Origin of the sequence: Terribacillus aidingensis (assembly GCF_040703035.1) — a bacterium.
Lineage (GTDB): Bacteria > Bacillota > Bacilli > Bacillales > Amphibacillaceae > Terribacillus.
Window position 1 is genome coordinate 807,573 of sequence record NZ_CP159996.1, and the last position, 12,416, is coordinate 819,988.

General features: G+C 40.6%; 14 protein-coding genes and 1 tRNA gene. 12 read left to right on the forward strand and 3 right to left on the reverse strand.

What is annotated here, in order from left to right; translation table 11 throughout:
• Window positions 1–51: 51 nt before the first annotated feature.
• Complete coding sequence (locus ABXS78_RS04375) at window positions 52–282, forward strand: DUF4190 domain-containing protein (RefSeq protein ID WP_366249095.1); 231 nt, start codon at window positions 52–54, stop codon at window positions 280–282.
• A 102-nt stretch (window positions 283–384) separates the two neighbouring features.
• Window positions 385–969 (forward strand): NAD(P)H-dependent oxidoreductase, encoded by a 585-nt coding sequence (locus ABXS78_RS04380; protein WP_366249096.1) that lies wholly within the window; start codon window positions 385–387, stop codon window positions 967–969.
• On the opposite strand, the gene ABXS78_RS04385 is transcribed toward ABXS78_RS04380, so the two are convergent.
• A complete protein-coding gene (locus ABXS78_RS04385) occupies window positions 962–1,222 on the reverse strand; it encodes a hypothetical protein (RefSeq protein WP_366249097.1) in 261 nt (86 codons plus the stop codon). The two genes, ABXS78_RS04380 and ABXS78_RS04385, sit on opposite strands and share 8 nt — an antisense overlap.
• 86 nt (window positions 1,223–1,308) lie before the next feature.
• Here ABXS78_RS04385 and ABXS78_RS04390 point away from each other — a divergent pair, with 86 nt between their 5' ends.
• From ABXS78_RS04390 to ABXS78_RS04415, 6 genes are all read left to right on the forward strand, one after another.
• Window positions 1,309–1,545 carry a hypothetical protein gene (locus ABXS78_RS04390; RefSeq protein WP_095223568.1) on the forward strand — a complete coding sequence of 79 codons (237 nt, stop codon included), beginning with the start codon at window positions 1,309–1,311 and terminating at the stop codon, window positions 1,543–1,545.
• 114 nt (window positions 1,546–1,659) lie between these two features.
• On the forward strand, window positions 1,660–2,436 hold the full coding sequence (locus tag ABXS78_RS04395; RefSeq protein ID WP_366249098.1) for an NUDIX hydrolase: 777 nt from the start codon (window positions 1,660–1,662) through the stop codon (window positions 2,434–2,436).
• Between the two features lie 18 nt (window positions 2,437–2,454).
• On the forward strand, window positions 2,455–3,015 hold the full coding sequence (locus ABXS78_RS04400) for an isochorismatase family cysteine hydrolase (RefSeq protein WP_366249099.1): 561 nt from the start codon (window positions 2,455–2,457) through the stop codon (window positions 3,013–3,015).
• On the forward strand, window positions 3,015–4,475 hold the full coding sequence (locus ABXS78_RS04405; RefSeq protein ID WP_366249873.1) for a nicotinate phosphoribosyltransferase: 1,461 nt from the start codon (window positions 3,015–3,017) through the stop codon (window positions 4,473–4,475). Before ABXS78_RS04400 ends, ABXS78_RS04405 begins: the two co-directional genes overlap by 1 nt.
• Window position 4,476: 1 nt before the next feature.
• Window positions 4,477–5,091 carry a nicotinate (nicotinamide) nucleotide adenylyltransferase gene (gene nadD / locus ABXS78_RS04410; RefSeq protein ID WP_366249101.1) on the forward strand — a complete coding sequence of 205 codons (615 nt, stop codon included), beginning with the start codon at window positions 4,477–4,479 and terminating at the stop codon, window positions 5,089–5,091.
• A 147-nt stretch (window positions 5,092–5,238) separates the two neighbouring features.
• On the forward strand, window positions 5,239–7,770 hold the full coding sequence (locus ABXS78_RS04415) for a hypothetical protein (RefSeq protein WP_366249102.1): 2,532 nt from the start codon (window positions 5,239–5,241) through the stop codon (window positions 7,768–7,770).
• Between the two features lie 32 nt (window positions 7,771–7,802).
• On the opposite strand, the gene ABXS78_RS04420 is transcribed toward ABXS78_RS04415, so the two are convergent.
• Window positions 7,803–7,875: transfer RNA gene (locus ABXS78_RS04420), tRNA-Ala, on the reverse strand.
• Window positions 7,876–8,015: 140 nt separating this feature from the next.
• Between ABXS78_RS04420 and ABXS78_RS04425 the strand changes: the two genes are divergently transcribed.
• From ABXS78_RS04425 to ABXS78_RS04440, 4 genes are all read left to right on the forward strand, one after another.
• The gene (locus ABXS78_RS04425) at window positions 8,016–8,903 is read left to right on the forward strand and encodes an exonuclease domain-containing protein (protein WP_366249103.1); all 888 of its coding nucleotides are present in this window, start codon (window positions 8,016–8,018) and stop codon (window positions 8,901–8,903) included.
• Between the two features lie 44 nt (window positions 8,904–8,947).
• Window positions 8,948–9,187 (forward strand): hypothetical protein, encoded by a 240-nt coding sequence (locus ABXS78_RS04430; protein WP_366249104.1) that lies wholly within the window; start codon window positions 8,948–8,950, stop codon window positions 9,185–9,187.
• A gap of 191 nt (window positions 9,188–9,378) precedes the next feature.
• Window positions 9,379–11,136, forward strand: coding sequence for an ABC transporter ATP-binding protein (locus ABXS78_RS04435; protein ID WP_366249105.1), 1,758 nt, complete (start codon window positions 9,379–9,381; stop codon window positions 11,134–11,136).
• 43 nt (window positions 11,137–11,179) lie between these two features.
• A complete protein-coding gene (locus tag ABXS78_RS04440) occupies window positions 11,180–11,329 on the forward strand; it encodes a hypothetical protein (protein ID WP_176465768.1) in 150 nt (49 codons plus the stop codon).
• Between the two features lie 41 nt (window positions 11,330–11,370).
• Here the strand turns inward: ABXS78_RS04440 and ABXS78_RS04445 are convergent, their stop codons facing one another.
• Window positions 11,371–12,312 (reverse strand): AEC family transporter, encoded by a 942-nt coding sequence (locus ABXS78_RS04445; RefSeq protein ID WP_366249106.1) that lies wholly within the window; start codon window positions 12,310–12,312, stop codon window positions 11,371–11,373.
• Window positions 12,313–12,416 lie beyond the last annotated feature (104 nt).

Sequence of the window (12,416 nt, forward strand, 5' to 3'; positions counted from 1 at the left end):
AATATGTAGAGATACAATAGAGTCAGAACTTGGAAGAAGGAGTTGTGATCCATGCAGAAAACAGCACTCATATCGCTCGTATTCGGGGTCATCAGTTTGTTTCTTTCTTTATACGGAATTTTCTTTGGCGTTATCGGATTTGTCCTGGCTTTACATACGATAAGAAAAGCCGATAACCGGGAAAGGACAGGAAAAGGTATGGCAATCGGAGGGTTGGCGACAAGTGTCATTGGAGCCGGCTATCAGATAGTAGCTATACTCATTCTTGTCCTGACAGCTTGAATAGAAGTAAAAAGAATGCTGCATAAATCGCTGCATTCTTTTTTTGTAACCTTATTAATTTCTTTCCGTATAAGTAGATATCTTACGCACAGGAGGAAATCGATGAACGCATTGTTAGTATATGCCCATCCAAATCATGCATCTCTCAACTATGCCTTTTTCCGTGCAGTGCAGGAAGGTATCGAACAAAATCCTGCCATCAGCGGAGTGGAAACAATCGATTTGTATGCCGAAGAGTTTGATCCAGCATTGGTTTTCCATGAAAAAAAGCGTCGTCGTGATATGCATACCGATCCGCATTTTAAAGCGTATCGGGAGAAAATTAAGCGAGCTGATCTGCTTGTGTTCATTTATCCTATTTTCTGGGGAAGGCCGCCGGCTATGCTGCTCGGATTCATCGATCAGAACTTTTCAGCCAATTTTGCTTATCAGCACGAAGGTTTGCTGCCGGAAGGATTGCTGAAAGGCAAGCAAGCGGTTTGTGTTTCCACCATGAAAGGCCCAGGGTTTTACAGCCGCTTTTATTTAGGGAATGCACATAAGATTTTAATGAAGCGAGCGCTGTTCCGATTTGTAGGTATCCGTAAAGTGAAAATCTTCGAGTTCGGCGGCATGGAAAAAAAGAACGGAAAACAGAAAAAGTACCTGAACCGTGTTGAAGCATACTTTCGCCATCGGGTTAAATAGGCAGCTGTTCCAATTCGTAATATTTGTTTCGCACATCCTGTATGTCATTGACAGCTAGACTCTGGCTGATTTGTTTCAGTAAGGAAGCAAATGTGTCATCATCAATACGAACAGCTTGCTGCGCTATGCGGGCAGAACCGGCTTCCAAAACCGCTTCGGAAATGTTACCTATCTCATATATGCGGAAGTATTTCTGGATCTCCCGGATGGCAGTCTCTTTATACGTCACTTGCCATTCATCATAAGTTGGCATAATACATACAACCTTTCTATTCAACAAGGAGCTATGTCCTGTTATACTGTCTATGGTATCATGCGACTTGGAAGGGAAGAAAGCAAATGTTACGTAAAATAAATGCTCTGCTCGCTATCATTGTCATTGCAATTGGTGTCTATCGATATATCGACCGGGATTACGAAGTGAATCCTCAGCTGATGCTGCCACTTTTGTCCATAATGTTTCTGTTATTTTCAGTTGAGTCTATCTTAAATAAGAAAAAGCTCATGACAGGAGTCTATTTGATTGTCTTCGTTATTGCAGCAAGTGCAACCGTCATGATCTTTACACAGACTTAAAAGTCTTCTCCTTATAGGAGGAGGCTTTTTTGTTTATTATTGACATAGAGTGGTAATCTCGCATATAATACAATTAACAATTAACATAATGTTAATTAAAAGGAGATTAACATATTGAAGTCGAATAATAAAAAGATACCTTATGATGTGAGTCGCTACCGGACACCTGATGGGTATACATCGGATATAGCTGTATTTACCATTACCTCCGAAAAGACCAAAGCATATGCTCCGCCAAAAATGAAACTCAAGTTGATGCTCATCAAGCGTGCCGAGAAGGATACGGAAGGAAATCCGAATATCGAAGCAGGGAAGTGGGCATTGCCCGGAGGTTTCGTTACACCGGAAGAAACGGCCATCGAGGCAGCCAGCCGGGAATTGGAAGAGGAGACGGGAATAGCAGGAATACATTTGAAACACTTTGGTGTATACGATGACCCAGGACGTGATCCGCGCGGGTGGATCATCTCGAATGCGCATTATGCTATTGTCCCGGAACACAGATTATTTGAGAGAAAAGCGAATGATGATGCCGCAGAAGTGGAACTGTTCCCTGTACAAGATCTAGAGCAGCATCTTTTAGCATTTGATCACGCCAGTATAATCCGTCATGCTATTACTCATATAACACGAGATTTACTGCAAACTACAGTAGCAAAGCAATTCTTGCCAGAGCTGTTCACTTACTCGGAACTGCAGGCAGTCTTGCTGACGATAACGGATGATAAAGCAATTCAAAATGAGCAAGCTTTTGCACGTAAAATTAAAACATTGCCTTTCATCGTAGCAGTTGAAGGGCAGAAGACACAGCGAACATCCAAGCTGCCAACTCAGCTTTATCGGTTCATTGATGCGGAAGTGAAGCAATCGATTTATACAGCTCGTCATTAATCCAGAGGAGGATGAAAGATGAAAGCATTGATAAATATCGATTATACGAATGACTTTGTAGCAGAAGATGGGGCACTGACTTGCGGGGTGCCAGGACGGGAGATCGAGGAACGGCTTACGGCGATTACCTCTGAATTCATTAAGAACGGTGACTATGTTGTTTTTGCAATTGATAAGCATGAGGAGAAGGATGCATATCATCCAGAAACCAAGCTGTATCCACCGCACAATATAGATGGGACAGAGGGACGTGCACTTTATGGCAAGCTGTCGGATGCATATGAATCTGCCAAGCATGAATTGAATGTCTATTATATGGATAAAACAAGATACAGTGCTTTTGCAGGGACCGATTTGCTGCAGCGGCTAAATGAGCGTGGTATCAAGGAGATTCATGCTGTTGGTGTAGCAACAGATATTTGTGTTTTCCATACACTGGTCGATGCATATAATTATGGCTTCAAAATCGTTGTTCACGCAGATGCTGTTGCTAGTTTCAACCAAGAGGGGCATACATACGCCCTGCATCACTTTAAAAGCGCGTTAGGAGCAGAGATTACAGAAGGAGGAGCGGAATGATGACACATTATCAGGATGATAGCACGGCATTGCACACAGACCTTTATCAAATCAATATGGCACAGACGTATTGGAAGGATGGAAAGCATAATCGCAAAGCAGTATTCGAGCTGTTTTTCCGTAAACAGCCCTTCGGTAATGGATTTGCTGTTTTCGCTGGCTTGGAGCGAGTCATCGATTATTTGAAAGAATTCCGTTTCTCGAATTCAGATCTGGAGTATCTTGAGCAGGAACTGGGATATGAGAAGGAGTTCATCGCCTACCTGCGCGACCTGCGCTTTACTGGGGATTTGTACAGCATGAAGGAAGGAGAGCTTGTCTTCGGTACCGAGCCGATCATCCGGGTAGAAGCTCCGCTTGCTCAAGCACAGCTGATCGAAACAGCACTGCTGAATATCGTGAACTACCAGACACTCATCGCTACAAAGGCTGCTCGTATCATGCATGTATTGGATGAGGGAGATACAGCGATGGAATTCGGCTCCAGGCGGGCCCAGGAGATGGATGCGGCTATTTGGGGGACAAGAGCTGCTTATATCGGCGGCTTTCATGCAACGTCCAATGTGCGGGCAGGCAAAAAGTTCGGCATACCGGTTGCTGGAACCCACGCGCATGCGCTAGTGCAAGCCTATCGTGACGAGTATGAAGCATTTCATAAGTATGCGGAAACTCATGTGGATTGCACGTTTCTCGTCGATACGTACGATACACTGAAGTCTGGTGTACCAAATGCAATCAGGGTCGCAAAAGAAATGGGTGATAAGATCCGTTTTAACGCTATTCGTCTGGACAGCGGCGATTTAGCCTACTTATCCAAGCGGGCACGGGAAATGCTTGATGAAGCAGGCTTTACGGAAACGAAAATTACCGCATCCAACGATTTGGATGAGGAAACGATTGGTGCTCTGAAGGCTCAGGGAGCCAAAATCGACAACTGGGGTATCGGGACGAAGCTTATTACTGCTTTTGATCAGCCAGCATTAGGGGCGGTGTATAAGATAGTTTCCATTGAAGATGACAATGGAAATATGGCCGATACAATCAAAATCAGCGCCAATCCTGAAAAGGTTTCTACCCCTGGTCTTAAACGGGTCTATCGGATTATCAATCGAGCAAACCAAAAATCAGAAGGAGATTATATTGCGCTTGCCCATGAAAATCCGGAGGAAGAACCACGACTCAAAATGTTCCATCCAACCTATCCGTACATTAGTAAATTTGTAACAGATTTTGAAGCGAAGGAGCTTCAGCAGCCTGTTTTTCAAAAGGGTGAACTCGTGTACAAACTGCCATCTTTAGAGGAGACACGGAACTACGTCACACACAGCCTCACATTCTTATGGGATGAATATAAGCGGACTCATAATCCAGAAGCTTATCCTGTCGATTTAAGCACAGCTTGCTGGGATAATAAAATGGAATTGATCGAGCGCATCAAATCACAGCTGGAGGAGAAGTAGCATGGGAAAAATCGGAATTTATGGCTCATCATTCGATCCTGTTACAAATGTCCATTTATGGACTGCCAGTACGGTCGCTCACCGTTGTAAGCTGGATAAGGTCATTTTCCTGCCATGCTCCAGTAAGCGAAAAGACAAACAGCTTCATACGACAGACGAACATCGCTGGCAGATGGTGCAGATGGCAATAAAGGATAATGACTGCTATATTGCAGATGATTATGAGATGAAGCAGGAAGCTTGGAATGTTTATACCGAGCAGACACTAACGCATTTTAAAGAAGTCTATCCCGATGATGAGGTCTACTTCATTATGGGAGCTGACCTGCTAGAGGATATCGGCGCTGGAAAATGGGGGAACAGTGAAGCACTTGTTCGCGATAACCGATTTATAGTCATGGCTCGTAACGATATTGATATGCTGAAGGTAATCAGCCATTCTCCGCTGCTGCGAAATCATGATGACGGACAAACATTCCATTTGATTGATAAAGGACTGGCGATGGAGATCAGCTCCACATATATCCGCGACGAGTTTGCTGTTGGAGGAGAGCCGCGGTATTTGCTTCCAGAAAGCTGTTATCAGTATATTAAGGAGCATCAGATATATAAATAGAACTAATTAAAATATGGATAATCGGTCTTTGAGGACTAATTGTCCATATTTTTGTGGTTATATTTAACAATAGATTAAATATTTTTAACTATGAAAATAAACTATATGTTAACATTAATACTATTAAGTTAAACGGGGGTAAATTCAATGTTAACTAATATAGATGGTTACAAAAAGATTTTTTTCTTAGAAAATCTTTTAAGAGAATACCTGGTAGATTATGTTGATAAAAGTGATTTAAATGTTACATTTGTAGAGAAAATGGAAGCAATGGCAAGTGAAAATGGCGAGATGGAAACTAATCAACTAGATAAGTTGGTTTTATATTCTCATATCGGTGAATTAGCGGATGTCATAAAAAGTAAAGCTTTTATTAGAAAAAAACCGAATCAAATTAGTAAAATAAATGTTCAAATACTAATAAGGCATAGAAATAATATAATGCATTCTCGATCTATATCTTTAGAAGAAATGGAAGAAATTGAACGTGTATGTGATAAAGTTATTGTATATTTAAATGATGTAGATTACCAACAAAAATGGAATGAATTTAAAATAAACGATATTGATAACTTTAAAATACCGGAAGTCTTTATTGAATATCCAATAGGGAAGAATTTTGACCGTCTAATTGGACGAGGAAAAGAACTAAAAGATTTGAAATTCGAAATAACCAAACCTATACCTGTTTCAATTGTAGGTCATGGGGGCTTAGGTAAGACAGCATTAGTTCTTCAGCTTATAGAAGATTATATATATTCACCGAGTCAACCTTTTGAGAACATTTATTTTATGAGTTTTAAAAATTCAGTCTTTGAGAATGGAAAAATCCGTAGACTTGATAAGTCAATAACAAATCATAAAGATCTAATATTAAAACTTGCTTCGTATATGAAATTTGATTTAAGTTCCGATTTAAAGTTATTAGAGGAAAAAGTTTGGACCGAGATATTTAATACAAGGTCTTTACTTATTTTGGATAATTTAGAGACAGAGATAGTAAACTCAAATTTAGGTGAATTTAGAGAAATAGCTAGGGATTTTACAAATAATTTTACAAAGCCATCCAGGTTAATAATCACCAGCAGATATGGATTGGGAGATAGGGAAGCAAAACTCCCCTTATTTCAATTTGATTTAGAAAATACTAAGAAGCTAATGGAAAATTATCTGAATGCAGATCTTTTATTAGAAAAGGATATTCGAGAAGAAGATTGGCGTTGGATCCAAAGTTATACACAGGGTAATCCAGGGCTAATTATAGCCTTTAGTAATACGCTTAAGACAACTGGTAAAAAGCTTTTAGATTTAAGAGTAGAATATGACACAAAATATACTGCTGAATCAAGAGATTTACACAATCAGCTAGAAGAATTCCTGATTTTTTGCTTTGAGAATACTATAGAAAGTATGAATAAAGAGTCACAAATCTTCCTCGCTATTTTATGCTATATCTGTTCAGAAGCAGATATACAAGAAATTAATGAGGGTATGATAACATACCTAAAAGACGAAGTGGGGTTAAAGAAACTTGGTGAAGAAAATCTAAGAGCTCAAATTTTCACTAATATTGGATTTTTACAACCTATTCCTAATTCCAATAAATACTACGTAAACGAATTGTATATTCAGTATTTAGACGGTAATTACTCTGACAATATTTATAATGTCTTTCGATTGAAAGGTTCTGAATGGTATTCCAAATTGGAAGAATTGAAGAATCAAATCAATGAAATTCAGTTTAATGAAGAATTATCGTTAAGTACATTGTTATCAGAACTCTATATGTCCAAATATAAGATTAAAAATGACAGAAAGTATCTTATTAATGCATTCTATTGCGAGCCTACACTAAATAAACTAATACAGATATATCAAAAATCAAGTAAAACTGAAGTGATTGAGAATTTTGTCTTATTAGATAAGCTACAAGTTGAACTTAAAGACAATAGAAAAGTTGATAAACAAAATAGAGTGATTGAGTTAATTTTAAAAGCTTTAACTAATATAAATAGAGAGATATTAAAGAGAAATATAAATACTATAAAACAACGAGATTTACATGAAATTTACAAGCAATTGATGGATAAAATTCCTATCTTAAGGGATGGAACGGTTAGTTTACCAGTGAAGAAATTGGCTTGTCCATTACTGATTACATTTAAAGATTATTCAGAAGTTCAAAAATTAATTAAGAATGAGTCAAAATTGATAACCGAAAGATTTAACCTTTATTTAAAACAATTGGGTGATCTATCGGGTAGTAATAACGAAGAGTGTATTACTTATATTGAGGAGTGTAAGGAAATTATTAAGTTACATCCAGATAAAATTTCATTATTCTTAGTAGCGCAATATAAATTATACTCATCTAGATATTTTAAGAAAAATGATCCTGAAGAAGCTCTAAAAATACTTGAGAATTTTGAAGCGTATTTTGATCAGAATAATATAAAAATGTTTGTATTTTCTTTAGAATCTTTATTGATTAGAATGGAATGTTTACTAAAAGTAAATGGGGATTTTAACAAAGTTAATAGTTTAAAAGGTATTTTTGAGAAATATCAAAGTTTACCGCAGTATAAAAATTTATTTAAAGACAAAAGAGTTAACCTTGAACAAAACTATAGGCGTACAGTACAAAAATATCAAAATAAAATTAAGTATAAAGTGAAATAAACAGCCATCAATGATGGCTGTTTATTTTTTAGTGGAGCATAGCGGGCTCGAACCGCTGACCTCTTCGCTGCCAGCGAAGCGCTCTCCCAGCTGAGCTAATGCCCCGTATGTAGTTTATACGTCACAAAAACATTATAGCGCTTCTCTCAATTACTGGCAACTATTTTTTACAAGCACGATGATCGGACTCTATCGGCTGCTGTGATATAATCTACTTAACAAAAGTCGATTTGGAGGACGATGCAGTGCGGTTTGTAAGTATAGATTTCGAGACGGCGAATCGGTATTGGTCAAGTGCTTGTTCGGTAGGTGTTGCTGTAGCGGATGAGTCAGGTGTGATTGATGAGTGGTATACATTGATCAATCCATTGATGGATTTTGAAGAACAGAATATCCAGGTGCATGGGATTCTTCCGCGGGACGTGGAGGATGCGCCGACGTTCAAGGAAATCTGGCCGAAGTTAAGCAGTTATTTGGCCGGTAATGTCGTAATCGCGCATAATGCGAGTTTTGATATGGGCGTCATTCGTAAGGCGGTAGCACGATACGGATTGGAAATGCCGGATTTTGATTATTTATGTACACGGATCATCGGCAAGAAGGTGTGGCCGGATATGGAGAACCATCGGCTGAATACGTTAGCTGCCAGCAAGGAGATCATGTTCGAGCACCATAATGCCATGGAGGATGCACGAGTTGCAGCAAATATTTTCCTGCATGCGATGGCGGATTCTGGAGTACAGAGTATAGAGGAACTAACAAAAACATTAAAGGTTAGTCGGAAGAGCATCCATGATACAAGTTCTTCGGGAAGCAGATCTAGATACGGTGATATCAAGCCGCAGACAGATCAATTTGATCCTGCACACCCGTTCTACCGGAAACAGGTGATGTTCACGGGGACGATGAAGAGTTTGAAGCGGAAGGATGCAATCCAAAGACTCGTCAATGTAGGCGGCGTGCACACAGATAAAATGGACACGTCTACCCGCTATCTCGTTGTTGGCGCAAGAGACTATGAGAAATTTGCTGCCGGCAAGAAAACGAGTAAGCTAGTCCAAGCGGAACGGATGATCGAGAACGGACGGCCTTTGCATATCATCTCAGAAGAAAAATTCCTCTCATTAGTGTAAGAAGTTCTCGGTAGGAGAACTTCTTTTTTTATGGAGGGCACACGATGTATCAATTAAAGGAAACCGATTTATCTAAAGAGGCGTATAGACAGATGCTGGAGAGATTATTTGATGTTTGTGACACAGTCAGTTTCGCCGTGCTTCCTAAAAAGATGATGGGACAAAAGCAAACGCTGCATAGGTTGCTGCAAGATCTGGAGCCGTATTTGCAGGAAACAGTCCTTGATAATGGTACAAAAGCTAACCTTTTTGATGCCCATATATCTGTATCGAATTATTATTAACGTATTTGTCCAAGATTTAAGCAGGTAATCTTAAAGGCAGCGGATAGTCTTTTCCATTGGCAGCAGCCCGCACTTCCAGAGGATTTATCCTTTTTGAAGAAGGGAGAAGAATATTTAGTGACCAATGCTCATGAAGGTTATGCAATGCTCTTTGCAGAAGATAAACAATTAATAGAACTTGGGGGAACAAAATGGAGCAGAATCGAATAGAAACGAAAAAATTTGATTGGCGATTATTTCTGGCGCTAGTTAAAGGTACTAAACCACCTAAGTTGATGGTCATTGTTGCATTGGTGATGAGTTTATTGACGACAGGAGTCGGGTTCACTGTACCATTGTTCACGAAGAATTTAGTGGATGGCTTCTCTGGGCAATCAATTACTGGCGTCCAAATTGCTATTTTAGTTATCGCTTTTGTCCTGCAAGCATTAGCTAGTGGATTATCCATCTACTTGCTGGCGAAAATCGGCCACCATGTTGTCGCTAAACTGCGCGAACGATTGTGGGATAAGCTTTTGCATCTGCCAATCAGATTTCATCATGATAATGAAACAGGAGAGACGCTCAGCCGAGTGACGAATGACACAGCGGTTGTAAAAGAGCTGATTACGGATCATCTGACCAGCTTCGTTACAGGTATTATCTCCATTGTCGGATCGATTATCATTCTGCTTGTACTTGACTGGAAGATGACGATTGTCATGCTGCTAGCAGTTCCGATTGCAATCGGAATCATCATGATACTTGGGCGCAGGATGTACCGGGTATCTAAAATAATGCAGGAGGAGACAGCGAAGTTCACTGCAGTTTTGAACCAGGTATTGCCGGAAATGAAGCTTGTCAAAGCCTCGAATGCAGAACATGTAGAGCTGGAACGAGGTAACAAAGGTATTCGAACTTTATTTACGTATGGGCTGAAGGAAGCTAAAATTCAAGCGCTGTTGTCGCCGCTCATGCTCTTTATCATGATGCTTTTGCTTGTGACTATTATCGGGTACGGTGGTGTGCGTGTTGCATCAGGAGCATTATCCGCAGGCGACATGGTAGCTTTCATCCTGTATCTGTTCCAGATCATCATGCCGATGACGCAGCTGTCCATGTTCTTTACCCATCTTCAGAAGGCGATGGGAGCAACAGAGCGTATCTATGATGTACTTGGAGAAGATACAGAGGATAGCGATAAAGGAGAAGCGATACATCGCGTGGACGGGGATTTGCATATAAACAATCTTAGTTTTGCTTATCAAGCAGAACAAGTACTGCATGATCTCAGTTTTACAGCGCCCGCTGGGAAGGTAACCGCCATTGCCGGCCCGAGTGGCGGCGGAAAATCCACTCTATTCGGTTTGCTTGAACGGTATTACGAGCCGACTAGCGGTACAATCCAACTGGGTAAGACACCTATCCAAGACTTTAAATTGCATGACTGGCGCCGCCAAATTGGCTACGTGGCACAGGAGACGGCTCTATTATCCGGCACGATTCGTGAAAATATCTGCTATGGCTTGGAAAGGGAAATATCACAGGAAGAACTGGAACGTGTATCTGAAATGGCGTATGCGAAACAGTTCATAGAAGAATTGCCTGACAGATATGAAACGAAGGTTGGCGAACGAGGAGTGAAGCTATCAGGAGGACAGCGGCAGCGTATTGCTATCGCAAGAGCGCTTTTACGTGATCCACAAATCCTGATGCTGGATGAAGCAACCTCAAGTCTTGATAGCAGTTCAGAGATTTACGTTCAGCAAGCACTGCAGAATTTGATGCAGAATCGAACTACCTTCGTGATAGCACACCGGCTATCAACAATTGTGGATGCTGATCAGATTGTATTTATTGAAAAAGGGCGAATCACTGGTATCGGGACGCACGAGGAGTTGTTCGTACGTCACGATCTATACCGGGAATTCGCATCCCAGCAGCAGCTGCTTGCGGGTAAAATGGAATAAATAGAGTCCTTCTTCGCATACTAGGCGAAAAGGGGGTTCTATCATGCCAAAGAAAAAGCCCAATAATGATCATCAATTTAAAGAAAACAAAAATCATGGCGAAAAAAGGAACGGTCGATTGAGCCAGTTCAAGAATAACGTCAATGGACCAGGACAAGCGGAAAACGAATATATTTCCGTTAAGGAAGACTAAAAAAGCTTCTGCCTCATTATATGAGGCAGAAGCTTTTTTTTTCAATTCATCCAATTGACGAGGACGAACAAGATCGGCAAGACAACAATTAACGAAGATGTCGCAACAATCCAATTGGAGTTGGCCAATTCCATGTCGAGATTGTACAGCCGCGGCGGTACGAGAGAAGCAACTGCCGGCGGCATGGCGGACATAATGAGAAGTACCTGTAATAATATACCGTCATACAAGCTGCCAAGACCAAGCAAATAAGCACTGCCAGTAATGACAAGCGGCACAGCAAGGAACTTGATTGGAATCAGCCAGATACTAAGCTTCCAATACTTTTTCACAGAAGCAATACGCATGCTGAATCCGATTGGGATCAGAAGCAGGATGGATGCCAGTGCAACAAGTGTTGAATTGCTTGCTCCCAGCCATTCGAATCTGTCTATTGGTGATAAGTTCAGTACAGCACCAATGATGATAGAACAGAAGGTGATCATGATGAATGGATCCTTGATAATACGCATCACACGCGATCCTGAAGCATTCTCTTCGATTGTACCGTATGATTTTGCGATTGGATAAATGATCGTATAGTAAGTGAATTCCTCAAGCAGGCGGAACATTGCAGCGTACGCGACTGCTTGCTCCCCAATGAAGAGCACACAGAAGAGTAGTCCGAAGCTACCAAGGTTCAGGAATGCGCCAGAAACGAACATGGACCCAATCTGGTCTTTCGGCAGCTTCTGCCATTTGGAAAACAGCAGAGCGAGAATTGCACCGAGAAAGATAGTTGCGATTCCGAAAATTGGTAAGTAGATGAGCCTGGCATTGGTCAAGTCAGCTGACCAAAAGGCACTAATAAGAATAATTGGATTCAGTACAAGCAGGACAACACGAATCAATGCATTCATAAAATAATTGAGGGAGAACCATTCCGGCAGCCGATATTTCTCAGCGACGATCCGGATAGCCCTTCCGATGATAAGTCCGATCAATATAATGGATATAGCATAAATAAAGCTTGCGATAAGGCTGTACCTCCTTCTGCTGACAGCTACATGATGTATTCCCTATTTTCTATTATATACAGCATTCTTAA